Genomic DNA, 22,287 nt, shown 5'->3' with positions numbered 1-22,287 from the left:
GTTCCATCCGCCCCCGTCTGTCAAAAATTCGATGGATGTGGTCGGGTCAGTCCTCGCGCTCGATTTTGGACCGGAGGTACGCACCGACGCCGCCGACGCCGCCGAGGGCGGTGAGGAGTCCGAATCCGGGCTGTCCGTCCGAGGTGGTCGTCGTCCCGGTCGTCGTGCTGGTGAGCTGTCCATTCCCTCCCGTTCCCGTCGTTTCGGTTGTACCCGGTGACCCCGATGTTGTCGTGGTCGTTGTCGTCGTTCCCGGCGTCGTCGTTGTCGTCGTGGTCTCCGAAGTCGTCGAACTTGCCGTGGTCGTTTCGCTGGCGGTCGTGGTCGTTTTCTCGCTCGTCGTGGTTTCGGCGGCAGTAGTCGTCTCCTTCGTGGTCGTCGTGGTTTCGGCGGAAGTGGTCGTTTCTTCCGTGGTGGTCGTCTCCTCCGTGGTGGTCGTAGTGGACGGTCCGTCGTCGCTCCCGAGGACGTGGAAATCGCCGTATTGCGTGTACATCCAATCCAGCGTCGAGCCCATCGGATAGGTCGCGGTGTACACCTTCCCGTCCGCGACGACGGGCGAGTTGGCCGCCGGGCCGTATTCGTCGAAATCCCATCCTCCGAACTCGTGTCGCCACTCCAGGTCCCCGCTCGTCGTGTTCAGCGCCAGCACGACCGCGTTTCCGGTCTCCGTCTCCGGGTCCGCTCGCCCACCGGCGTACAGCGTTTCCCCGCCGACCGACAGGGCACCCGCGAGCGCTGCGTCCGTCACGGTCGTCCACGCTTCTTCGCCGCTTTTCGCGTCGAACGCCAGTATCGTGTTCCCGACGCGGAAGAACACGCGCCCGTTGGCGACCGTGAGGCGGTCCCCGAGCCAGTAGTACTCGATGTTGACCGACGACGACCATTGGAGCGTCCCGTCGTCGGCCGACCTCGCTTTGATCGCGTGCTCGCTGCTTTCGTTCACGACGCCGTACACCACGCCATCCGCGACGGCCTGCAGTTCGTCGCCTTCCTCGGTGACGTCCCAGCGAACGGACCCGTCAGCCGCGTTCAGCGCAGTTCCGTCCGTGTAGAAGAGCGTTCCGTCCGCGTAACACGCGCTTCCCTGAACCCCGTCGGTCGTCCAAACGGTATCGCCGGTTTCGGCGTCGAGTCGTGAGACGCCACCCGCTACCCCGACGTACAAGTCCCCGTCCGCGACCAACGGATTCGACAACCCGTCCGAGGCGGGTTTGTGCCACTTCGTCTCGCCGGTGTCGGCGTCGAGCGCGAAGAATCCCGCCCCGTCGGCGTCCTCGGAACCGTACGTCCCGAAGTAGACGGTGCCGCCGCCGACCGTGGGCGTTCCCGGTCGGGAAACCCCCTCGTGCTTCCACACGGTTTCGTCAGCGTCCGGGTCGTAGGCGGCGACGTAGCCCGCACTGTTCGATGGCGTGTGTGCCGTCGTCACGGCCATGTACACCGTTCCGTCCGCGACGACCGGTTCGGACGTGTGCATGCCGCCGTCCATATCGAACGACCGCTCGGTGGTCACGTTCGCCCCCGGACCGACGTTATCGGTCGCACCGGTCCGCCCCGCGTTGCCGCGGTACGTCGCCCACGAACCTCCCGTGTCGCCGGACCCTTCCGCGCTCGTCGCGAACTCGGTGCCAACGGCGACGGTCGCGCCCAGAACTCCCGCCACCTTCAGAAACTCCCGCCGATTTGTCGCGTGCATGCTCCATTTGAAAGTATTGCCGTCGAATATACTTTGTGCAGACATTCTGTTTAAAAATACTTCTAATTTTGACAGTGTATGAATGTGTCCGAAAATCTCTGTGCGTTTCTAAATTTCTCCTCTCTGCCTGATTCACCCACGATTTTGACGAATCCAAACCTCTTCAAAATCGAGAAATATCTGATTGGATGGGTGTTCGTGGGTGTCGAACGTGATACCCCACGACTCGAAAAAATTGTTGGCTCGACGAAGTGACGCTTCGTCGAACAACGCAAAGCAGAGCTTTGCTGGCTTGACGAGGCGTGAGCCTCGTCAAACAGCGTGAATCAAAGATTCACTGGCCCCTGGCCCGACGAAGCTATGCTTCGTCGAACAACTCCTCGCCTTCGACCATGTGCTCTTCCACGGCGTCCATGTCGAGCGTCACGCCGAGCCCCGGTTTCTCGGGCACCGTGATGTAGCCGTTCTCGATGACGTCCTCTTCCACGAGGTCCTCCCACCAGCCGAGTTGGTAGGAGTGGTATTCGACCGCCAGCGAGTTCGGGATGGCGGACCCCACGTGCGCGCTCGCCATCGTCGCCACCGGCGACGAGACGTTGTGCATGGCGACCGGAACGTAGTACTGGTTGGCCACGTCGGCGATTTTTCGGGTTTCGCGCATGCCGCCGACCTTCGGCAGGTCGGGCGCGATGATGTCCACCGCGAGGTTCTCGATGAGGCGGCGCTCCTCGGTGACGCGGTAGCGGTTTTCGCCCACGGTGATGGGCGTGTTCGTGGACTTCGTGACTTCCTCCTGTACTTGCAGGTTCTCCGGCGGAACGGGGTCTTCGAGCCACCAGACGTCGTAGTCCTCGATGGCTTCCGCGAGGCGCTTCGCGCTTCCGGCCGAGAACGTCCAGTGGCAGTCGAACGCCACGTCCGCGCGGTCCTTCACGCGTTCCGTGACCTTCTCCACGATTTCGGCCTTGTGGCGGATTTCGCCAGGGCGGAGGTGACGGTTCGCACGGTCCTTTTCGAGTCCCGAGGGAACGTCCAAGTCGAACTTGAGCGCGTCGTAGCCCAGTTCCTCGACGACGCGTTCGGCCTCGTCAGCACAAGCGTCCGGGTCCGCCTCGTCGGCGGTGTGACAGTCGCAGTACACGCGAACTCGGTCGCGGTACTTCCCGCCGAGGAGCTGGTAGGCCGGGATGTCGAGGATTTTGCCCGCGAGGTCGTGCAGGGCGATTTCGATGCCCGAGATGGCGGTGACGGTCACGCCTTCGATGGAACCCTCGCCGGACATCTTCTGGATGAGGTGTTCGTACAGTCGGTCGATGTCGAGCGGATTCTCGCCGATGACGAACGGCTTCATCCGCTCGATGAGTTCGGGGACACCGGCACCCCAGTAGGCCTCGCCGGTGCCGACGATTCCGGCGTCGGTGTACACGCGGACGAGCGTCCACGGGAAGTTGCCGTCCACCATCGTCGTCTGTACGTCGGTGATTTCGATGTCGCGCTTGCTCCCGCGGGATGCCGTGGCACCCATCGTATCGGCGGAGAGGTTGCGCATCGTGTACTCTGCGTTGGGGTCGTGCAGTGTCGAGTAATCGCGTCCCATACCGGCGGGTACTCCGCCCGTAGTAAAAGTTCAAATGGTATCGTCCGTTATTACTGGAGCACGCCGACCGGCATTTCCGCGCTGATCCACGCGTGGACGGAATCCTCTGCGCGAAGCTCGTATCGCCCGCGTCGATAGTACCCGACGACCCGCGGCTCGGTCTGCTGTTCAGGCATCTCGTTTGCCGCTTCGACGCGTCGTGTCCTTACTATTGACTAGTTAACCGATTACACGCCGTGATAGGCCCACCGTTCCTCTCCGTTGGGTGATAGACGACCTACCGACTGAATCACCGCCACTCCCGTCTCTACCGTCGATTATACACCGACTAACCGAGACGGCCGTCCCGAAACGTTCATCGAAGTTACCGAACGCGGACCCCGCGATTCGTTCCGTTCTCCGTGGCTCCCCGCGGTCGGCGTGGCGGGAGCGACCCCATGGGACGGGTAGAAATATGTCAGCAGAACCACCACTACATTCAGGTGCCCGGCCGTTGTCGGCGATTCCATGACTCATCGGTGTACGAGACGGGGGTTCCTCGCCGCCGGTGTCACATCTGCGGTTTCTCTCGCCGGATGCGTCGCCGATGGTGGACCCCCCGTGGACGTTCGGGGAGCGATGTATCTGCCCGCCCGCGCGATGAACTCCTTCCAGATGTGGCACACCTACGAACGCGGCGTCACGGAGCGCGACATGGGGTTCGCCGACCGACTGAACCTCAACGCGATTCGGACGTGGCTGAGCTACGAGGCGTGGCACAAGGACCGAGCGTCGTTCGGCCGGGCACTCGACCACTTCCTCTCGAGCGCCGACTCGCACGGCATCCGCGTTCTGCTCGGCGTCTTCGAGGGCGTCGGTCGTCCGCCGATTCCGAAGAACCTCTACGACACAGACCCGTGGACGGGCACGTCGGTCTGGTCCCCGGCTAAGCACGTGATGCGCAATCGCGACGAATGGGACGGGCCGAAGCGGTTCGTCGAGTGGATCATGAACCGCTACCGGGACGACGAGCGAGTGCTGGCCATCGAGGTGATGAACGAACCGGGGTGGCGGCCGTGGAAGAAGCGTTTCGCCCGCGAAATGTTTCAGTACACCCGCGAGCGCCGCGGCGAGGTGCCGTTGACAATCGGCGCGACGAGCTTTGCGAACGCCACCGACTACTACGATTGGGGCATCGACGTGGTGCAGTTCCATTACAACTACCCGAACACGACGGACATCTACCGCGGCGTGCTCCAGCAGGCGAACGAACTCCGCAACAGCATCAGCAAACCCGTCTGGCTGACGGAGTGGCAACGCGTCGCCAACTTCGGATGGGGACAGAAAGACGTCTCCGCGGCCCAGCGCGGCCCCGATTACGCCTCGCTCGCGCCCGTCATTCGGAAATCCGGCGTCGGCAACTTCTTCTGGTCGCTCATGCTCAAACCGGCCTACATGTTGAGTCAGCGCAAACGCGGCATCCTGAACGGCGTCTTCCACGAGGACGGCGCTGTTTGGAGCACAGAAGACGCGAGCGCCCTCAAAGCCATGTCCGGCGACGACACGTTCAACGGCCGGGAGCGCAAGGAGTGGCCCGACTGGGCGAAGAAGGTCATCGAGAAGGCGTGAGTCCGGCGTAGGCCAGCACGTCGCCGTGGTCGAAGTTCCCGTCGCCGTCGAAGTCGAGGGCGGACCGTTGCTGTGCCGGGATGTCGGCGACCCCAACCGTCTCGGCCACGGCGACGATCGGCAGCGAAACTGCGTCCCAGACGCCGGTTTTCCCGTTGCCGGTCACGTCCTCGTAGCGACCGTCGCCGTCGAGGTCGAGCGGCGGTCCGACGGTGAGTTGGACGCCGAAGACGTTCACAAGCGCTATCGGCGCGTAGATGTCGATGACCTCGTTGTGGTGGATTCGATTGCGCCGTAGGTCGTCGTCCCACGCGTCGTCGAGGACGAGACCGCGGAGGCCGTCCCTGACGGTGTTGTTCACCAGTGTGGCGTCCGAGTCCGTCACGTCGATTCCGATTGCGTTGTTGTAGGTAACGACGTCGCGCACGGTCACGGCGGCCGCGTTCTGTACGTAGACTCCGCGATTCCAATCCTTCGTTTGGAGGTTTCGAACCGTCACGTTCGACGCCCCCGCTACGTGGACGCCGCTCGTGTCGCTGACGCCGAACCCGTCCAGCATGTGTCCCCGGCCGTCCAACACCACGTCGTCCGCGCGGATTTTGATACATCCGGTCGAGATGGCCGTCTTCCCGTTGTGAACGTCCCGTGCGAGGACGTAGCGCCCGGATTTCGTAATCGCCGTACAGGAATCGACGGCCGTGGCGGACTGTGCGGCGGGTGCCGTTGTTGTGGTCGATGCGGCGGACGCGCTGGCGACCGGCGGGCGGCCGACGTGGCCGACACCGCCGACAACACAGACGAAAACCAACCCGACGACGAGAACGCGCGAGGGGAGCATGGTCCCACGCACAACGGCCCCCGTGTTATACGCTATCCTCGTAAGGGCATCCTACTCGTCGGAACGGTCGCGTGAGGACGCGGAAATGGAGCGTACGCGTCGGCAATCAGAGCATGTCGAGCGCGCGAAGGTCCGATTCGAGCGCCGCGCGGTCCGATTCGTTCATCTTCCGGAGCGGACTCCGGAGCGGGCCGGGGGAGAAGTCCAAATCGAGCACGTCGAGCGTCGTCTTCACGCCCGCCATGTACGACCCGCCCTTCAGAGCGTCCCGAATCGCGTACACGTCGCTCTGCAGTTCGCGGGCGCGTTCCACGTCGCCCGCGTCGTATGCGTCGTAGAGCGAGACGACCAGTTCGGGGAAGGCGTTCGCAACCGCGCTGACCATGCCGGTACAGCCGAGTTGGAGGCCGGGGAGGAGCAGGGAGTCCGACCCCGCGAGGAACGTGAGTTCGGGGTGTGCGTCGATGGCCTGCCCGAGCCACGGCACGTCCTTGCTCGAATCCTTGAGTCCGGCGAGGTTCGGAATTTCGGCGAGGTCGTCGAGGGTGTCGAGCGACAGCGAGTTGCCGGTCTTGCTCGGGATGTGGTAAACGTACACCGGCAAATCGACGGCCTCACAGACCCGCCGATAGTGGTCGACCGCCGCGTCGTGGTCCAGCGGGTAGTAGTACGGCGTGACGACGACGAGGCCGTCCGCGCCGACCGATTCCGCGTGTTCGGCGTGCGCGACGGTCTCGTACGTGCTCGGCGCGCCGACGCCCGCGATGACGGGCACGTCGTCCACGGCTTCGACCACCGCTTCGACGACGCCGCGCTTTTCCTCGCCGGTCAGCAGGGGGAACTCGCCGTTCGTGCCGAGCGGGAAGACGCCGTGTGCGCCGCCGTCAACGACGTACTGCGCGTGGGCCGCCGTCGCTTCGTAGTTCACCGACTCGTCTTCGTGAAACGCCGTAATCGTGGGCGGAACGACGCCGTGCAGGGAGAGCGGGTCGTCCGTCCCCGGTTCTGGTGCGTGCGACATACTCGGACGCTCGTCCCCCGGCCCAATAAGCGGTTTCGTCTCGGCAGGAGTTTTTCGAGACTGAGTAAACTTTTTGTCCCGGGGGTGCAAAGATGTGTGTATGAACGTCACAGTCAAACTCACCGGCCCGATGGTCGCGCGCACCGGAACCCGCGACGCACGCGTGGCAGTCCCCGACGAGGCAACCGTCGAGGATGTCGTCGAACAACTCGGCGAGCGCTACGGCCCGCAAGTCCGCGCGGGAATCGTGGACGGATTCGGCCTTCGCTCGGACACCAGCCTCGTCCGCGAGTCCGACCACGAACCGCTCTCGGTTCACAGTCCCGTCGAAGCGGGCGACACCGTTCGCGTACAGGTCCACGCCTGATTCGACGCGACGCTTCCCACGACCTCGGAACCTCGGTTTCTCTCTCCGTTTTTCCTTCCGTTTCCCTCGCCGTCTCGGACAGAAAACTTATACTCGATTCTGATACCTCTCCGTCATGAGCTTCCGGCGAGGTGTGATTCCGTGAACCGCCGCCGAGCGGTCGGCGCGCTCTGTGTTCTCTTCGCGGTGGCGTTCGCGGCGAACACGCTCTGGTTGGTTCCCGACGGTAACGGCCTCCGATACGAGTACCGGACGGTCGAGTTGGATCACTCGCACACGACCCACTACGTTCGGCATTCCTCGTCGGTCCAAGACTGCTCCCCGAGGCTCGCCCGCACCTGCGGATTCGAATTCGCGGCGATACACGGCGGCGTTTCGGTCGGCGCTAACTTCTCGCGTTCGTGGCCCGACTACGACTACATCCAGACCAGAAACGGATTTTACGAACCGACCGTCGAGGTGGAAAACGGAACGACCGTACTCACGGCGCGGAACGTCTCGTTCGCCACCGTACTCGCGAACGTCACGTACGACCCGGACTCTGCAACCAGTCGAACGGCTCCCGAACTTCGGACGGCGATTCGAACGGGACATGTCCGCACGCGGTCGGAGATTCCTCGTCCCCTTCGCTTCCTCAACGAGAGTGGCACCTACTACTATCTTCGAACGTCCCGCGTCGGACCGGCCCATCCGTTCCTCGGTCCCAAACTGTTCGCCATCCGTATTCTCCTCTGGCTTGCGACGGTTCCGCTCTCCGTCGTCGGCGTCGCGTACTGGTACGACTGAGTTCTCACCCCAGTCGCGCCAACCGATTCAGCGCGTACACCGTCCGAAGCACGTCGCCCGCCTTTCCGCGGTCGAAGATGAGTTCGTCGGTGCGAACCACGTGGTCCAGCACGTCGCGGGAGGCGTGTTCCGGCGCGGCACCGATGCCGCAGTCGTTCTCGTCCACCCACTGCATCACGCGCAGGTCGCTCTTGCTGTCGCCCATGACGAGCGTGAACGGGTCGTCCACGCCGAGGACGTCCAACGCGGCCTCCACGCCGACGACCTTGTTCAACTCCCGGCTTCCGATTTCGGCGGCGTCACCCTCGTAGTAGGCCACGTCGATTCGGTCGAAGGTGTCCCGCACGTCCTCCGGAATCGCTTCCACGTCCGCGTCCGGCATTCCGCCTTGCGCTTCGAGCACGCCGCGGATTTCGGGGTCGCTGTGGGCGTAGTAGGTCCGCGCCCACTCGCTTCCGTCTTCGACGACAGTCTCGCCGAGCAGGTCGAGTTGGTAGACCAGCGCGTCGTCGATGACTTCCACCGCCTTCGCGCTCCCCGTCTCGAAGTTCGGCTTCATCGTGATGTTGAACTCGTTACCCTGCAGGTGGGTCCCCCGCCGGAGTTCCTCGGGCGCGGACGAGAGCACCTGCGAGCGCACGGTGTCGAAGACGTCCCGGATGTCGTCGTCCAGGTCCTCGAACAGCAGTCGTTTGGTCTCCGCGCCGTGGCCCGGCGTGAATACGCCGGTCCCCGCCTCGTAGACGATGCTCACCGTGCCGGAGTGGACGATTTCGTTGCCGAGTCCCTGAATCGTGAATCCCTTGACGTTCTCCAGCGTCTGCCCGGTACAGACGACGATGGGGACGCCCTTCTCGTGGAATTCGGTCAACAGGTTGAGGACCTCCCGCGGAATCTCGTTGTCCGTTCCGCCCGCCGACCGGAGCGTCTCGTCCACGTCCAGTACGAGCGCGTTCACCGACCGGCCGTACTTCGAGTAGAGGTCGAGCGCGGTGAACGCCTGGTCGCGCGTGGCGTGGGCCGCCACGTCAGCGTAGGTTTCGCCCGCGTCGAATCCGTCCCGAATCTCGTCCTTCCGTCGCTCCAGTTCGTCGCTCGCGGACTGCCAGTGTTCCAACGCGACCCGCGAATCGACCGGCGGAAACACGTCCACGAAGTCCTGATACGCTCTGAGGGTTTTCGCGTCGAACTCGTCGTAGAGCCGATAGAGGGCGTCGTAGCGTTCCATACTGGAAGTCGGTCGCTTTCCGGGATAAAGGTCGGGGGAGGAGGGAATATTGGCGGACTCGGAAAACGGCGACGGCGAACCACCGACGCTCCAACACTCCTCCCGCGACGAACATCACCACCGTGACCGCGACCACAACTCCCCACCCCGACGACCGCTTACGACCACGATTGAAGCAGTTCACACCGTTTTTCCGTCGATGGGTGCGTCCTGAACAGCCAGTTGCCGATGTCGTCGAGCCGATTTCGAACGCGAAGCACCGGCGGCGTCCGCCCGTCGGCCCAAATCGAAAAGCCGTCGTTCGACGTCCGCGGCGGTTCGACGATGGAGAACGCCGCGACGGTATCGGCCTTCCGGAGGTCCGTCGTCGGTGCATCGACCGCCTCCGCATCCACTTTTTGCAACGCAGTTGCCAAGGCCGCCGCGGACCCCGCGAGTTCGACGGCGGCGCGGTCGGCGGCGAGTTCGCGCTGTCGGGCGAACAGCGCGAGCAGCGACCGCCCGACGAGCCAAATCGCGCCGCCGAAGACCAGCGCACCGATACCCAACAGGTCGTCCGCGTTCGAGGTGACGGGCGTCTCCTCGTCGTCCACGCCGAGTCCGTTCAGTATCGACCGGCCGAACACCGTCGGGAGGGCGACCAGCGAGACCACGGCGGCGTCTCGATTGCTCACGTGTGCCATCTCGTGTGCCACGACCGCGCGCAGTTCCTCGTCGGAGAGGCGGTCCAGCAGACCGGTGGAGACCACGAGCGTGGTGTTTCGATGCGTGAATCCCGAAACGGAAGCGTGTGGAACCGGCATCTCGGCCACCGAAACGGTCGGTGCCGGAACGTCGAACTGCAACGCGACGCGCTGAACGAGGTCGGCGAGGTCCCGATTCGAATCCGTCGTTTCTGACGGCGGAACCGCGTCGAGAACCGCCGCGGTGGAAATCCCGCCACGACGGACCGTGGCGACGAGCAGTCTAACGCACGCCACCCCGCCGACAATCCCGCCGAGGTAGTGCCCCCAGACGCGCGGTGCGAACAGGAAGGGGGCGACGACCCCGCCCACCGTCCACGAGACGAACAGCAGTCCGGCGACGAGCGCGCCTGTCAACGCGACGAGCGCCGTCACCGAGAGGAGAATTCGACCGGTGAGACTGTCGTTCCGCATCGTCCCTTTCTTTCTCGCCAGCGATTGTAAAACGGCAACACTTCGTCCGCTCCCGAGCGGCGTCGGTGGGTCCCTTTCCTCCGACTCCCCCTTTTGATTTCTCTCCTCTCGACCTCACTCCCCCAACCTCACTCCTCGATGGTGGTGTCCTCCTCGCCCACCCGCTTGCTGATGTCCACTTGGTAGTGTTCGAGGATGTCGCGGCCGAGGAGGACGGGATTCTCCATGTGGCTTCGGTCCTCGATGTTCGCGGAGACGGTGTAGTGGTTCCCGGCGATGCCGACGACGATATCGACCACCGGACGCGTGCGACTCGACTTCGAACTCCCGGAGCGCACCCGCGAGGTTCGACGGATGGGTCCCGCGCCGACGTCCGCCGCGACGCCGGTGTCGATGCTCGTCCGACTCGCACCCGTATCAGATTTCGCGACGACCGTCGCCGACCCCGACGTCCCGCTGACGACGACCTCCGTCGTGTAGCCGATGGTCGGTTGCTCCGAGAGGTCTCGGCGACTCGTCGACGGTTTGCAGGCGGGAACGGTGTCGTCGAGCGTCGCGGTCAGTTCGACGACCCGGTCTTGGTCCACCGACCCGCCCGCCGTTTCGATGGCGGCGCGAGCGATGTGGGGTGCCGGACTGTGGCCGGTCGCCTCGAAGAACCCCTTGAATCCCGCGGTCGGGTTGACTTCGAGGACGTACCAGTCGCGCTCGTTTCGGATGAGGTCGACCCCGGCGTAGTCGAGGCCGATGGCGTTCGTCGCGTCGAGTGCGGTTCGTGAAACTTCGTCCGTGAGTACGTCGCCCGCCGCGCGCACGTCTCCCCCCAGCGCGACGTTCGTCCGCCACTCCTCGTCAGGGGCGGAGCGAATCATCCCGCCGATGACGGAATCGCCGACCACGTAGACGCGGAGGTCGCTGTGCGGGCCGTCGTCGTCCTGTTCGATGAGTTGCTGGACGAACGCCTGTCTTTTCCCGACGCGGGAACTGATGGGGTCGTTCAGGTCGACCTTCCACGTGCCGCCGCCGTGGGTCCCGATGGCGGTCTTGTACACGGCCTCGGTGCCGTAAGGTTCACAGAGTTCGTTGAGTCGTTCCGTCGAGAGCGCGAGGATGGCGTCCGGGACCCGAACCCCCTCCTCGGCCAACCGCACCGCGGCGGCGAACTTGTGCGTCGCCCGTAACACCGACATCGGTGGGTTGAGCGTCGGGACGACGCTCGCGTACAGGTTCACCAGTCCCAACAGTTCGTCGGGATACTCCGTCTTGGAGAGCAACAACCGATTGGCGATGACGTCTACGTCCGGTTCGAGGACGAGTTCGCCGTCCCGTATCTCGACCGACGTGTTCTCCCGACGAAGCCAGACGGGCTCGTGACCCAGCGCTTCGACGGCGTTCAAAATCGCTTTCGTCTCCTTGCTGTTGTGAAGGCTGAAGACTCCGACTCGTACCGACGTTTCTCCCGGCATCGGTATGTCATTCGCTAACTCGGCTCAAAACACTTATTGCTCTGTTGCTAATAGTTGGCTCGACGTTCTCGGCCGATTGTTCTTTCTCGACTAACGGATCCTGTCGAAGACCGTGCTCTGACAGCGACTGCACTGCCGTCGGTTACGCCAGTATTCCTTCCCGCACGAGTTACACTTCCAGTTCGGCGTGAGGAAATCCGGTTTGAGCGATTCCAAGTTCATGGAGGGGCGTAAGGTCCCCACGAATAAACGCCTCTCGCCGGAGTCGGGTTGCTCGGCGTCCCCTTCTACCTCGCGATTTCCTCCCCTAACTATTACTGACGCGGCGTGGTCCCAGTGGCTATGGTGGGGACCAACGCGGACGACGAGGACCGATTCGGCTACGTCACGCCCGAGAATCTGGGACTGTTCACCGACCTCTACGAGCTGACGATGTTGCAGGGCTATCACGCCGCGGACCACGACCCGCAAGCGACGTTCAGCCTCTTCTTCCGCCGACTTCCGACGGACAGGGGCTTCGTCGTCGCGGCCGGGTTGGAACAGGCGTTGACGTACATCGAGACCCTCTCGTTCGGCGAGCGAGCCATCGACTATCTTCGAAATCGCGGATTCGACGAGGACTTCCTCGCTCGACTCGCGGACTTCGAGTTCACGGGACGAGTGCGCGCGCTCCCCGAGGGGACGCCGGTCTTCCCCGACGAACCCCTGCTGGAGGTGACCGCACCCATCTTCGAGGCCCAGTTGTTTGAGACGCTGGTGTTGAATCAGGTCGGCTTTCAGACCCTCGTGGCGACGAAAGCCGCCCGGATGCGCGAGGCCGTCGAACGTTACGGCGACGACCAGTCGCTCGTCGATTTCGGTTCCCGACGCGCCCACGGCACCGACGCCGGGATGAAAGCCGCCCGCGCCGCCGTCATCGGCGGCTTCGACGGTACCTCGCTCGTGGCGGCCGGAGAGGCGTTCTCGCTCCCCGTTTACGGGACGATGGCCCACTCGTGGGTCCAGAGTTTCGAGAACGAACGGGAGGCGTTCGAGACGTTCCTCGAACAGTATCACGAGGACACGATTCTGCTCGTGGACACCTACGATACCGTCGAGGGCGCGAAACTGGCGATGGACGTGGCGGAAGACCACGATGCCGAAGTCGGCGTGCGCCTCGATTCGGGCGACCTCGCTCCGCTCTCGAATGAGGTCGCGGAAATCGTCGACGGCCGACCCATCTTCGTCTCCTCGGGCATGGACGAGTACAAAATCGCGGACTTCCTCCGGGACGGCGGCGTGGCGACCGGGTTCGGTCCCGGCACCGCGCTGACGACGAGCAGGGACGCCCCGTCGCTCGACCTCGTGTACAAACTCACGGAAATCGAGCGCGACGGCGAGATGCGCCCGAGCATGAAACTGTCGTCGGGCAAGGTCACGTACCCCGGCGCGAAGAGCGTTCGCCGCGTCGGAGACGGCGGCTACGAGAAGGACGTGCTCGCGTTGCGCGGCGAGGACGTCGCGGGCGAGGAACAACTCGTCACCATCTTCGAGGACGGGGACAGGGTGGCCGACTCGCCCGAACTCGGCGCGATTGCGGACCGGGCGGGGACGCGCCGTCGAAAACTACCCGACGACTGCCGCGAATTGCGCTCCCCCGGCACCTATCCGGTCGAAATCAGCGACGGCCTCCGTCAGTTGACGAACGACGTGGAAGCCGAACTGGAAGCGCGGTGAGTCACGCGCCGTCGCGGTCCGCACGTCGCTTCCGGTTCAAGACCTCTCCGGCGTGCCGGAGCACGTCGTTCTTCCACGCCTCGATGTCGTTCTCTTCGACCTCGGCTTGCAGCTGCGTCATGCGGTTCGACCGTTCCGGGTGGTCCATCGTCAGCGCTCGCTCGATGCCGTCCGCGAACGCTTCGGCGTCGTTCGGATGCACCGTCATCGCCGCCTCTCCGAGTTCCTCGTGTGCGCCGACGAGTTCGCTGAGGACCAACACGCCGGGGTCGTCCACTTGCGAGGCGACGAACTCCTTCGCCACGAGGTTCATCCCGTCACGGAGGGAACTCACGAGCCCCACGTCCGCTTCTCGGTACAGGGCGGCCAGTTCGGCCGTCGAGAGTCGGTCGTCGATGTACACGATGGGTCGCCACGCGTCCGTTCCAAATCGCTCGTTTATTCGCTCGATTTCCCCCGTCACGGTCGCTTGGACGCGCTGATAGTCGTCGATTCGGCTCCGGCTCTCGCTCGCCTTCTGGACGTACGTGACCCGTCCGCGCCACTCCGGTCGCTCCTCCCAGAGCCGTTCGAGGGCGGTCAGCCGCTGTTCGATTCCCTTCGTGTAATCGAGTCTATCGACGCCGAGCGCCAACCGCTCCGCCCCGAGCGGGTACGCGTCCCGGAGGGATTCCCACGCTTCGTCAGCCTCCGCCGACCCCGCGAGGCGTCGTCGCTCCACGGCGTCGATGCCGAGCGGGAAGGACTCGACGCGAACCGTTCGCCCGCCGTAGCGAATCACTCCCGTTTCGCGGTTCACGTCCGCGCCCAACGCTTTCGAGGCGCAGTCGAGGAAATTCCGGCAGTAGCGGTCGGTGTGGAAGCCGAGCAGGTCGTTCGCCAGCAACCCGTCGAGGAGTTCGTCGTGTTCCGGGCAACTTCGAAACACGTCCCACGACGGCCACGGAATGTGCCAGAACTGCATGCAGAACGCATCGGGTGCCGACTCGCGGATCAGCCGTGGCGCGAGCGCGAAGTGGTAATCCTGAAACCAGACGACCGCTTCCGACGGGTCCACCCGCTCCCGTATCGCGTCCGCGAAGCGCTCGTTCGCCTCGCGGTAGTGTCGCCAGAACTCCGGTTTCGGCGTCATCTTGGCGATGTCCGAGTGACAGAGGGGCCACAACACCTGATTGCTGTAGCCGTAGTAGTAGTTGGTCACCTGTTCCTCCGAGAGGGCGACGCGCTTCAGCTCGTAGGAGGGTGACTCCGGGGGGACGCGAACGCACCCGTTCTCGTCGCTCATCTCCTCGTCGCCGTCGCCGCTCCCCCACGCGACCCACGTCCCGCCCGTGCTCGCCATCATCGGGTCGAGCGCGGAGGTCAGGCCACCCGCTGGACGGGCGACGCTGATGCCGTCGTCGTCGCGTTCGTGCACGTATGGTTCCCTGTTGGATACGAGGACCAATTCTCGGTCTCCGAACGGCGGTGTCGCGGAAACGGCCTCCCGCTCCTCCGTATCGGAGACGGTACCGTCAACGGTTTTGTTCATTATGTCGCTCGTCCCGTATCTGGGCCACTGAAACGAATCACTGCGTGGGTTGCGCTCGCAAGTTACTTTATTATCGTGTGGAATCGCGCACGCTTTGCGGCCGACCCTCCCACTCGGCCACTGTCTCGACGCCCTACTCGAACAGCGCACCGTGGCGCTTCGCAAGCCCGGTGTACTCCCCGGAGGAGTACGACTCGAAGATTTCCTCCGCGTCGATGGTCGTCTCCGACAGCGGCGTCACCCGCGCGGGAATCCCCCGAACGAACGACTCCGGCGGAATATCGGCCGATTCGAGCGTCACGGTCCCGGCCGCGACGATGCTCCGCTCGCCGATTCGAACGTCGCTGTTTATCGTCGCGTTGAACCCGACGAGCGACCCGTCGCCGACCTCCGCGTCGTTCAACACCGCGCCGTGACCGACCATCACCCGGTCGCCGACCGTCGAGGCGTGCAGGACCGCGTTGTCTCCGACGTGCGACTCCCGGCCGACGCGCACCGGTGCCACGTCACCTCGGAGGACGGCACCGGGCCAGACGCTCGCGTCGGCCCCGATTTCGACGTCCCCCACCACGGTCGCCTCCCGGCAGACGTGGGCGTCCTCGTGCACCGACGGCTCACCCCCTTCGAACCCGTACGTTCGAACCATACCCCTGACACGACGTTCTCGACCAAAGCTTTGGCGGGGTCATTTTTTAGGTCGCGCCGGTCGTGTGTGTCCCCATGTTCAAGGCACAGATTTCCGACGGCGAGCAGATAGAGTGCGCCGAGTACGAAATCGAAGGTCCCGGCGTTCGACTGTTCGACGAGGACGGCGACTTCCTCGCGTTCGTCCCCTTCTCACACCTGCTCTGGGTCGGACAGGTGGACGAGAACGGGCGAACGCTCTGGTAGTCGTCTCGACCACTCGCACCACACGTCTCTCGAGACTCATCCCGTTCGTCCCCGCGACTCCAGCCACGAGTACGCGTTACGGTCGCTCCGGTGGAACGACGTGGGGGTGGTGGCCGAGTCGCGCGGTCGGTGTCGCCGCGGGGTTCAATCGACCCACGTGGTGATTTCGATTCCCGACCGCCGTATCTCGATGCCTAACCCTCGGTCGGGACCGTCCGCCGGGACCTCCCACGACGTCCGTGCCGACGGGCCAGCAGAAACCTCGACGGAGAGGTCGTAGCTTCCGGGTCCGAACTCGTCGGGAACGTCCCACGACCCCGACGCGGGAATCGATTCGCGCCCGGAGAAAACGCGCTTCTCGGGTCGCCGCACGTCGAGCGAAACGGTCGCCTTCCTGTCGAGGCGGTTATACACCGTTATCGTCTCTGTGTGCGGGTTCGTTCCCCACCCGTCGGAGAGACACCCCCCGGTACCGCCCAAAAGGGGGAGCGAGCAACCGTATCGGACGAATCCCCGTCGATTCATACGAGTCGATTTTCGGACGGTAGCGTAAGCGTTCCGTTCTCCGACACGAATCGCCGCACATCGCTCCCCCCGTTCACCCACGTTTCCCGGAATCGGCGGGTGGATTTTTAACCAACGACGGTGAACGTACGGGTTATGCCCGGCATAAAGTACGAGGACTTCCTCGACCTCGGATACACCCCCGCCGAATCGGAACTCGTCTGCACCTTCCACGTCGAACCGGCCGCCGACATGGACATGGAGGACGCGGCGAGCCGCGTCGCCAGCGAGAGTTCGAACGGGACGTGGGCCGAACTCCAAGTCGAAGGGAGCATCACCGACCTGAGCGCCACGACGTTCAGCATCGAGGGGAACGAAGTGAAAGTCGCCTACCCGGACGCGCTGTTCGAGGACGGGAGCATGCCACAGGTACTCTCCTGCATCGCGGGCAACATCATGGGCATGAAGGCCGTCGAGCGGATTCGCCTGCTCGATTGCGACTGGCCCGAACCGCTCACCACCTCCTTCCCCGGCCCGCAGTTCGGCAGCGGCGTTCGAAACGAGATTTTCGACGCGGGCGAGCGACCCATAACCGCCACGGTCCCAAAGCCCAAGGTCGGCCTCTCGACCGACCAGCACGCCCAAATCGGCTACGAGGCGTGGGTCGGCGGCCTCGACCTCCTGAAGGACGACGAGAACCTCACCGACCAAGAGTTCAACCCCTTCGCCGACCGCCTCACCCAGAGCCTCGCCATGCGGGACGACGCACAGGACGAGACGGGCGAGAAGAAGAGCTACCTCGTCAACATCACGGCGGACACGAACACCATGCTCGAACGCGCCGACATGGTGGCCGAACAGGGCTGTGAGTACGTGATGGTGGACGTCATCACGACCGGCTGGGGCGCCGTCCAGAGCGTCCGCGAGCGCTGTGAGGAACTCGGCCTCGCCATCCACGCCCACCGCGCGATGCACGCCGCGTTCGACCGTATTCCGAGCCACGGCGTCTCGATGCGCGTCCTCGCGCAAATCGCCCGCATCTGCGGCGTGGACCAACTCCACACCGGCACCGCCGACCTCGGCAAACTCGAAAACGAGGACACGGTGGGTATCAACGAGTGGCTCTACTCCGACCTCTACGGTATGAACGACGTGCTCCCCGTCGCTTCCGGCGGCCTGCACCCCGGCCTCGTCGCCGAACTCATCGACCGCGAGGGGACGAACATCTGCATCCAGGCGGGCGGCGGCGTCCACGGCCACCCCGACGGCACCCGCGCGGGCGCGGCCGCGCTCCGCCAATCCGTCGATGCCACGGTGGCGGGCATCCCGCTCGAAGAGTACGCCGAGGACCACCCCGAACTGAAAGTCGCCCTCGACAAGTGGGGCACCGAGACGCCGCGCTAGAGCCGGATTTCCCGGTTTCGCCCCGGTTCGGGAGTTGACGGTGTGACGACCACTGGTTTTTCGATATGGCGCGCGCTGGCACAGCCCAGAGGACAGCGGTCGTCCGACGGGCTGTGGTGATAGCGTGCGAGGTCTTCGTGAGTGACGAAGGAACGAACGAATGGCTCGTCAGAGCTTCGCTCTGACGGTGGATGAGCGGAACGGAGTTCTCGTGAGTGCAACGAACGAGAGCACGGAAGAGCGTGCTCTTCCGGAGTGGAGCGAATCGGTTGGGGAGGGAGTGGCGTGCGAGGGTTCGAAGAAACCTCGAATGCGAATAGCGCGGAACGACGTTCCGCGGACAGTCGAGCGGGAACGGCCCGCGAGACGACGGCAACGCCGCGAGCACGCGGTGTGGTTGCGGTGCGGTGGTGGTTTCATTGACGTCTGTACACGCGGTCACAGAAGAACTACCAATTCGGAGCGGGCGGTCACAGAAGAACTACCAATTCGGAGCGGGCGGGCAGGGGCGTTCGAAGTTTGCTACGAATCGTACTCACGACAACTCACATCCCGCGCGAGGTATGCCGAGAATATTCTCCGCTCGTCGCTGTCCACAAACTCCGCGAACACCGTCCCTCGTTGGGAATAAAAACGAGAAACGGAATCCCACTCCCGTCCTACATCATACCGCCCATTCCTCCCATACCGCCCATGCCACCCATCTCGGGGCCGCCCGCTTCGTCCTCGCTCCCTCCGAGGTCGCCCGCGGAAATCACGTCGTCGATGCGCAACAGGAGTTCGGCAACGTCGGTCGCGCTCTGGATGGCTTGGGTCTTGACGCGGAGGGGTTCGACCACGCCCGCGTCGAGCATGTCCACGACGTCGCCGGTTTCGGCGTTCATTCCGGCGCTCTCCTCCCCGGCGTCGTGCCGACTTCGGAGCTCCGTGATTCCATCGACGGGGCTGACGCCCGCGTTTTCGGCCAACGTGCGGGGAATCGCCTCCATCGCGTCGGCGAACGCCTCGACCGCGAGTTGTTCCCGACCTCCCACGCCGTCCGCATACTCCCGGAGGGCGAGCGCGAGCGCGGTTTCGGGTGCGCCGCCGCCCGGTAACACCCGCCCGTCCAGCAGGGCCACGCGGACGACGCCGAGGCTGTCGTGAACGGCCCGCTCGACCTCCTCGACGACGTGCTCGGTGCCGCCGCGGAGGAGCAGGGTGACGCTTCGCGGGTTGTCACACTCCTCGACGAAAATCCGGGTGTCCCCCGCCACGTCGCGTTCGGCCACGAGTCCGGCGTGCCCGAGGTCGTCGGGGTCGATGTCGTCGAGGCTGGAGACGACGCGGCCGTCCGTCGCCCGCGCGAGGTGGTTCACGTCGCTCTGTTTCGCACGGCGAACGGCGAGGATGCCCTCCTGTGCGAGGAAGTGCTGTGCGAGGTCGTCGATTCCTTTCTGGCAGACGACGACGTTCGCGCCGCTGTCGGCGATTCTATCGACCATCTCCCGGAGTTGTGCCTCCTCGCGGTCGAGGAACTCCTGAAGTTGGTCCGGGTCGGTGACGCTGACCGCCGTATCCGCCTCCGTCTCCTGTACCTCGATGGGCGTATCGACCAGCGCGATGGTGGCGTCCTCGACGTGCCACGGCATGTCGTCGTTCACGCGCTGCTTGTCCACCACGACGCCCTCCACGATGTCCGACCCCGAGATGGCTCCCCCGACGACCGTCTCCACGGTGACGTTCGAGAGGTCGATGTCGTCGCTCTCGTCGTCGCGGACCGCGCGAACCGCCTGCACGACGATTTCCGAGAGTGCCTGTTTGGCCGCTTCGGCCCCCTTCCCCGTCATCGCCGTCTGAGCGATTTCGACGAGCAGGCCGCTCTCTTCGACCGGATGCGACGCCGATTCGAGTACCCGTGACGCTTCCCTGCTCGCTTGTCGGTAGCCCCGCGCGACCGTGGTCGGATGGACGCCCTGTTCGAGCAGTTCCTCCGCCCGGCGAAGCAGGTCCCCGGCGAGGATGACCGCCGTTGTCGTCCCGTCCCCCGTCTCGTCCTCTTGGGTTTCGGCGGCTTCAACGACCATCGTCGCCGCCGGATGTTCGATGTCCATCTCCGTGAGGATTGTCACGCCGTCGTTGGTGACGACGACGTCGCCCATCGAATCGACGAGCATCTTGTCCATTCCTCGCGGGCCGAGCGTGGTGCGTACCGCCTCTGCGACCGCTCGCCCGGCGGTGACGTTCATCTCGCGGGCGTCGCGTCCGCTCGTTCGCTGTGCCTCCTCCCCCAGTATCAGGACCGGTCCGGTCTGCATTCTGTCTGCCATGATACCCCCACACCGGATACGACAGCATGCACAAAAGAACTAGTCCCGTGACGCGAGCGGAGCGGTCATCTCGTAGCGCGCCGAAATCATCGTGATGAATTCGACGACCGCGCCACGACGAAACAGACGACCACACCGCGACGAAACTGCAACCGCGCCACGACGAAACGCACATTGGCACGTCGTGTGAACGTCGGAGCATGATCGGTAAACTCGACCCTGAGGACCTCGCGCTCGTCGTCTCCCGAACCGGCGCGAGCGACGAGGCCGTCTCCGTGGGTCCCGGCTACGGCGAGGACGCCGCCGCAATCGAGGTGGGAGAACGAACGCTCGTCGTCAGTTCCGACCCGCTCTCGCTGGCGCGCGAACGACTCGGCACGCTCGCGGTCAACGTCGCCAGCAACGACGTGGCCTGCTCCGGAGCCGACCCGCGATGGCTGACGAACGTCGTCTTCCTCCCCGACGACGACCGGGAGACGCTGGACGTCGTGACCCGACAGATAGACGAGGCGGCGAGCGAACTCGACATCGCCATCGTCGGCGGCCACTCCGAGTACGCGCCCGACCTCTCGCGGCCGATGGTCACGATGACTTGCATGGGACTCGCCGACGAGTTCGTCCCGACCGGCGGGGCGGAACCGGGCGACCGACTGATTCTGACGAAGGGTGCCGGAATCGAGGGCACGGCCATCCTCGCCACCGACTTCCGCGCGGAAGTCGGCCCGGCGGCCGAACGCGGCGAATCGTTCTTCGAGGAAATCAGCGTCGCCGAGGACGCCCGCCACCTCCGCGAGTACGCCCACGCCATGCACGACCCGACGGAGGGGGGCGTGGTCACCGGACTGTTGGAGATGGCGGAAGCTTCCGGCGTGCGCCTCGAAGTCGCCCGCGACGACGTGCCGGTCCGGGACGCGACCCGCGACCTCTGTGACACCATGGGCGTGGACCCGCTCCGCATCTTCGGGTCCGGGGCGCTCCTCGCGGCGGTCCCCGAAGGGTCGGTCGAGGAGGCGCTCGACGCGGTTCGAGAGGCCGGAATCCCGGCCGCCGTCGTCGGGCGCGTCGTCGAAGGCGACGGCGCGCTCGCGCTGGACGACGAGGAAATCACCGACCCGCCGCGGGACGAGTTGTACGCCCTCTGGGAGTAGCGTCGCGTGGCTTCGGTTACGAAATCGAGTGTTCAACGACGCTCAGTTCCTCGTCCACGACGAGTTCGAGCGTGTCGCCGTCGAGGGAAACGCGAAGCGCGACTTCCCACGGGTCCGTGGAGCGGACGGTCACGTGGCGGTCGGTCGCGGCGAATTCGAGCTTCCAGATGGGCGTCGCCGTCACGTCGAGACCCCGCTCGTGGCAGAACGAGATGAGAGCGGGGTTTCCGAGGAGGGCTTCGCCGAGCCGCAAGTAGTTCCGGTGATTACAGCGGTCACACGAGCGGTTGATGCACACCGCGCGCTTGTCGGGGCGCGGATAGCCCGTCTCGGACGGCTCGACGAACGTCGTGTCCACCGCGTTCCCACAGAGGTGGCAGACCCCCCGCGCGAACGCGAGGCGAACCGACCGGTTGTACTCGCTGGCCTGTGCGACGATGCTCCCGTCGTCGCCGTGCAGGACGCCGGGGGGCGTGAAGTCGTACTCGTACAGGTACGAACAGCCCGGACACTGTATCTTGAACAGGGCGTGTTCGTACATCGCCTCGACGGGTTCCCCGCAGAAGTAACAGTCCGTATCGAGTTCCGTCGGGGAGAGGGACGCGCCGTCTCCGTCCGTCGTGGCGCGAATCGTTCGGGTGAGCATCGTCCCCTCCGGGCGGAGCGCGTAGCCGGTCCCCTCCTGCTCGACGACCGTTTCGACGAGTTGCGAGTGGCCGTCGTCCCGCCGCTCGACGAACTCACCGACGAGCCGTTGGAGGTGATAGTTGAACCGACTGCTGTCAACGTCCGCGCCCACGCGCGAGCGCAGCTCCGAGAACGAGAGCGCGGGCGGGTTTCCCTCCCCGCCCCGGGCGTCGCTGAGCGCGTGGAGGATTCCCGCCCGAACGTCGTTGCCGATGAGCGTGAGCGCCTCGGTCGATGCGACCGACGATTCGGTCGCCGATTCGAACTCGTCCTGCATCTCGTGACGGCGGTTTTCCACCGACCGGGTAATCTCTTCTGGTCGGTTCGGCG

Annotated in this window: 20 protein-coding genes; 7 read left to right on the top strand and 13 right to left on the bottom strand. The window is 64.8% G+C overall.

The window, feature by feature from the left end:
- Nucleotides 1-46 precede the first annotated feature (46 nt).
- From OPC11_RS09655 to OPC11_RS09645, 3 genes are all read right to left on the bottom strand, one after another.
- Nucleotides 47-1,699: a PQQ-binding-like beta-propeller repeat protein gene (locus OPC11_RS09655; RefSeq protein ID WP_264781743.1), complete on the bottom strand. Its 1,653-nt coding sequence runs from the start codon at nucleotides 1,697-1,699 to the stop codon at nucleotides 47-49.
- Nucleotides 1,700-2,057: 358 nt separating this feature from the next.
- Complete coding sequence (locus tag OPC11_RS09650) at nucleotides 2,058-3,296, bottom strand: mandelate racemase/muconate lactonizing enzyme family protein (RefSeq protein WP_007979351.1); 1,239 nt, start codon at nucleotides 3,294-3,296, stop codon at nucleotides 2,058-2,060.
- Nucleotides 3,297-3,346: 50 nt separating this feature from the next.
- Nucleotides 3,347-3,472 (bottom strand): hypothetical protein, encoded by a 126-nt coding sequence (locus tag OPC11_RS09645; protein ID WP_264781742.1) that lies wholly within the window; start codon nucleotides 3,470-3,472, stop codon nucleotides 3,347-3,349.
- Between the two features lie 424 nt (nucleotides 3,473-3,896).
- Here OPC11_RS09645 and OPC11_RS09640 point away from each other — a divergent pair, with 424 nt between their 5' ends.
- A complete protein-coding gene (locus OPC11_RS09640) occupies nucleotides 3,897-4,904 on the top strand; it encodes a glycoside hydrolase (RefSeq protein WP_264781741.1) in 1,008 nt (335 codons plus the stop codon).
- On the opposite strand, the gene OPC11_RS09635 is transcribed toward OPC11_RS09640, so the two are convergent.
- Complete coding sequence (locus tag OPC11_RS09635) at nucleotides 4,888-5,742, bottom strand: NosD domain-containing protein (RefSeq protein WP_264781740.1); 855 nt, start codon at nucleotides 5,740-5,742, stop codon at nucleotides 4,888-4,890. The genes OPC11_RS09640 and OPC11_RS09635 overlap by 17 nt on opposite strands.
- A gap of 106 nt (nucleotides 5,743-5,848) precedes the next feature.
- Complete coding sequence (locus tag OPC11_RS09630) at nucleotides 5,849-6,763, bottom strand: dihydrodipicolinate synthase family protein (RefSeq protein WP_264781739.1); 915 nt, start codon at nucleotides 6,761-6,763, stop codon at nucleotides 5,849-5,851.
- Nucleotides 6,764-6,863: 100 nt separating this feature from the next.
- Between OPC11_RS09630 and OPC11_RS09625 the strand changes: the two genes are divergently transcribed.
- Both OPC11_RS09625 and OPC11_RS09620 read left to right on the top strand, forming a co-directional pair.
- The gene (locus tag OPC11_RS09625) at nucleotides 6,864-7,130 is read left to right on the top strand and encodes a MoaD/ThiS family protein (protein ID WP_007979343.1); all 267 of its coding nucleotides are present in this window, start codon (nucleotides 6,864-6,866) and stop codon (nucleotides 7,128-7,130) included.
- Between the two features lie 141 nt (nucleotides 7,131-7,271).
- Entirely contained in the window at nucleotides 7,272-7,916 is a 645-nt protein-coding gene (locus OPC11_RS09620) for a hypothetical protein (protein WP_264781738.1), read from the top strand.
- A gap of 4 nt (nucleotides 7,917-7,920) precedes the next feature.
- Here the strand turns inward: OPC11_RS09620 and OPC11_RS09615 are convergent, their stop codons facing one another.
- The 3 genes from OPC11_RS09615 to OPC11_RS09605 form a co-directional block, all read right to left on the bottom strand.
- Nucleotides 7,921-9,144: an HAD hydrolase family protein gene (locus OPC11_RS09615; protein WP_264781737.1), complete on the bottom strand. Its 1,224-nt coding sequence runs from the start codon at nucleotides 9,142-9,144 to the stop codon at nucleotides 7,921-7,923.
- Between the two features lie 158 nt (nucleotides 9,145-9,302).
- A complete protein-coding gene (locus tag OPC11_RS09610; protein ID WP_264781736.1) occupies nucleotides 9,303-10,301 on the bottom strand; it encodes a M48 family metalloprotease in 999 nt (332 codons plus the stop codon).
- Between the two features lie 128 nt (nucleotides 10,302-10,429).
- A complete protein-coding gene (locus OPC11_RS09605; RefSeq protein WP_264781735.1) occupies nucleotides 10,430-11,767 on the bottom strand; it encodes a RimK/LysX family protein in 1,338 nt (445 codons plus the stop codon).
- Nucleotides 11,768-12,109: 342 nt separating this feature from the next.
- Here OPC11_RS09605 and OPC11_RS09600 point away from each other — a divergent pair, with 342 nt between their 5' ends.
- The gene (locus OPC11_RS09600) at nucleotides 12,110-13,483 is read left to right on the top strand and encodes a nicotinate phosphoribosyltransferase (protein ID WP_264781734.1); all 1,374 of its coding nucleotides are present in this window, start codon (nucleotides 12,110-12,112) and stop codon (nucleotides 13,481-13,483) included.
- Between the two features lies 1 nt (nucleotide 13,484).
- On the opposite strand, the gene OPC11_RS09595 is transcribed toward OPC11_RS09600, so the two are convergent.
- Both OPC11_RS09595 and OPC11_RS09590 read right to left on the bottom strand, forming a co-directional pair.
- Nucleotides 13,485-15,014, bottom strand: coding sequence for a trehalose-6-phosphate synthase (locus OPC11_RS09595; RefSeq protein ID WP_264781733.1), 1,530 nt, complete (start codon nucleotides 15,012-15,014; stop codon nucleotides 13,485-13,487).
- 133 nt (nucleotides 15,015-15,147) lie between these two features.
- Nucleotides 15,148-15,660 (bottom strand): gamma carbonic anhydrase family protein, encoded by a 513-nt coding sequence (locus OPC11_RS09590; RefSeq protein WP_007979335.1) that lies wholly within the window; start codon nucleotides 15,658-15,660, stop codon nucleotides 15,148-15,150.
- Between the two features lie 74 nt (nucleotides 15,661-15,734).
- On the opposite strand from OPC11_RS09590, the gene OPC11_RS09585 reads away from it, so the two are divergent.
- Nucleotides 15,735-15,905 carry a hypothetical protein gene (locus tag OPC11_RS09585; RefSeq protein ID WP_264781732.1) on the top strand — a complete coding sequence of 57 codons (171 nt, stop codon included), beginning with the start codon at nucleotides 15,735-15,737 and terminating at the stop codon, nucleotides 15,903-15,905.
- A 144-nt stretch (nucleotides 15,906-16,049) separates the two neighbouring features.
- Here OPC11_RS09585 and OPC11_RS09580 read toward each other — a convergent pair whose 3' ends face one another.
- Nucleotides 16,050-16,430: a hypothetical protein gene (locus tag OPC11_RS09580; protein ID WP_264781731.1), complete on the bottom strand. Its 381-nt coding sequence runs from the start codon at nucleotides 16,428-16,430 to the stop codon at nucleotides 16,050-16,052.
- A 135-nt stretch (nucleotides 16,431-16,565) separates the two neighbouring features.
- Between OPC11_RS09580 and rbcL the strand changes: the two genes are divergently transcribed.
- Nucleotides 16,566-17,813 (top strand): type III ribulose-bisphosphate carboxylase, encoded by a 1,248-nt coding sequence (rbcL, locus tag OPC11_RS09575; protein WP_264781730.1) that lies wholly within the window; start codon nucleotides 16,566-16,568, stop codon nucleotides 17,811-17,813.
- Between the two features lie 659 nt (nucleotides 17,814-18,472).
- On the opposite strand, the gene thsA is transcribed toward rbcL, so the two are convergent.
- Nucleotides 18,473-20,110 (bottom strand): thermosome subunit alpha, encoded by a 1,638-nt coding sequence (gene thsA / locus OPC11_RS09570; protein ID WP_264781999.1) that lies wholly within the window; start codon nucleotides 20,108-20,110, stop codon nucleotides 18,473-18,475.
- A gap of 212 nt (nucleotides 20,111-20,322) precedes the next feature.
- Here thsA and OPC11_RS09565 point away from each other — a divergent pair, with 212 nt between their 5' ends.
- Complete coding sequence (locus OPC11_RS09565; protein ID WP_264781729.1) at nucleotides 20,323-21,270, top strand: AIR synthase family protein; 948 nt, start codon at nucleotides 20,323-20,325, stop codon at nucleotides 21,268-21,270.
- A gap of 16 nt (nucleotides 21,271-21,286) precedes the next feature.
- Here OPC11_RS09565 and OPC11_RS09560 read toward each other — a convergent pair whose 3' ends face one another.
- A complete protein-coding gene (locus OPC11_RS09560) occupies nucleotides 21,287-22,234 on the bottom strand; it encodes a hypothetical protein (RefSeq protein WP_264781728.1) in 948 nt (315 codons plus the stop codon).
- Nucleotides 22,235-22,287: the final 53 nt, after the last annotated feature.

The organism is Haladaptatus sp. T7 (assembly GCF_026008575.1).
Taxonomy (GTDB): domain Archaea; phylum Halobacteriota; class Halobacteria; order Halobacteriales; family Haladaptataceae; genus Haladaptatus; species Haladaptatus paucihalophilus.
This window is presented reverse-complemented; position numbering and strand designations above follow the sequence as displayed.

Bases quoted from the DNA above. Each gene is read 5' to 3' on its own strand.
- rbcL (WP_264781730.1), top strand. From the start codon at position 16,566: ATGCCCGGCATAAAGTACGAGGACTTCCTCGACCTCGGATACACCCCC.
- OPC11_RS09580 (WP_264781731.1), bottom strand. From the start codon at position 16,430: ATGAATCGACGGGGATTCGTCCGATACGGTTGCTCGCTCCCCCTTTTG.
- OPC11_RS09560 (WP_264781728.1), bottom strand. From the start codon at position 22,234: ATGCAGGACGAGTTCGAATCGGCGACCGAATCGTCGGTCGCATCGACC.
- OPC11_RS09585 (WP_264781732.1), top strand. From the start codon at position 15,735: ATGTTCAAGGCACAGATTTCCGACGGCGAGCAGATAGAGTGCGCCGAG.
- OPC11_RS09595 (WP_264781733.1), bottom strand. From the start codon at position 15,014: ATGAACAAAACCGTTGACGGTACCGTCTCCGATACGGAGGAGCGGGAG.
- OPC11_RS09635 (WP_264781740.1), bottom strand. From the start codon at position 5,742: ATGCTCCCCTCGCGCGTTCTCGTCGTCGGGTTGGTTTTCGTCTGTGTT.
- OPC11_RS09650 (WP_007979351.1), bottom strand. From the start codon at position 3,296: ATGGGACGCGATTACTCGACACTGCACGACCCCAACGCAGAGTACACG.
- OPC11_RS09565 (WP_264781729.1), top strand. From the start codon at position 20,323: ATGATCGGTAAACTCGACCCTGAGGACCTCGCGCTCGTCGTCTCCCGA.
- thsA (WP_264781999.1), bottom strand. From the start codon at position 20,110: ATGCAGACCGGACCGGTCCTGATACTGGGGGAGGAGGCACAGCGAACG.
- OPC11_RS09615 (WP_264781737.1), bottom strand. From the start codon at position 9,144: ATGGAACGCTACGACGCCCTCTATCGGCTCTACGACGAGTTCGACGCG.
- OPC11_RS09625 (WP_007979343.1), top strand. From the start codon at position 6,864: ATGAACGTCACAGTCAAACTCACCGGCCCGATGGTCGCGCGCACCGGA.
- OPC11_RS09645 (WP_264781742.1), bottom strand. From the start codon at position 3,472: ATGCCTGAACAGCAGACCGAGCCGCGGGTCGTCGGGTACTATCGACGC.
- OPC11_RS09590 (WP_007979335.1), bottom strand. From the start codon at position 15,660: ATGGTTCGAACGTACGGGTTCGAAGGGGGTGAGCCGTCGGTGCACGAG.
- OPC11_RS09600 (WP_264781734.1), top strand. From the start codon at position 12,110: ATGGTGGGGACCAACGCGGACGACGAGGACCGATTCGGCTACGTCACG.
- OPC11_RS09610 (WP_264781736.1), bottom strand. From the start codon at position 10,301: ATGCGGAACGACAGTCTCACCGGTCGAATTCTCCTCTCGGTGACGGCG.
- OPC11_RS09605 (WP_264781735.1), bottom strand. From the start codon at position 11,767: ATGCCGGGAGAAACGTCGGTACGAGTCGGAGTCTTCAGCCTTCACAAC.
- OPC11_RS09630 (WP_264781739.1), bottom strand. From the start codon at position 6,763: ATGTCGCACGCACCAGAACCGGGGACGGACGACCCGCTCTCCCTGCAC.
- OPC11_RS09655 (WP_264781743.1), bottom strand. From the start codon at position 1,699: ATGCACGCGACAAATCGGCGGGAGTTTCTGAAGGTGGCGGGAGTTCTG.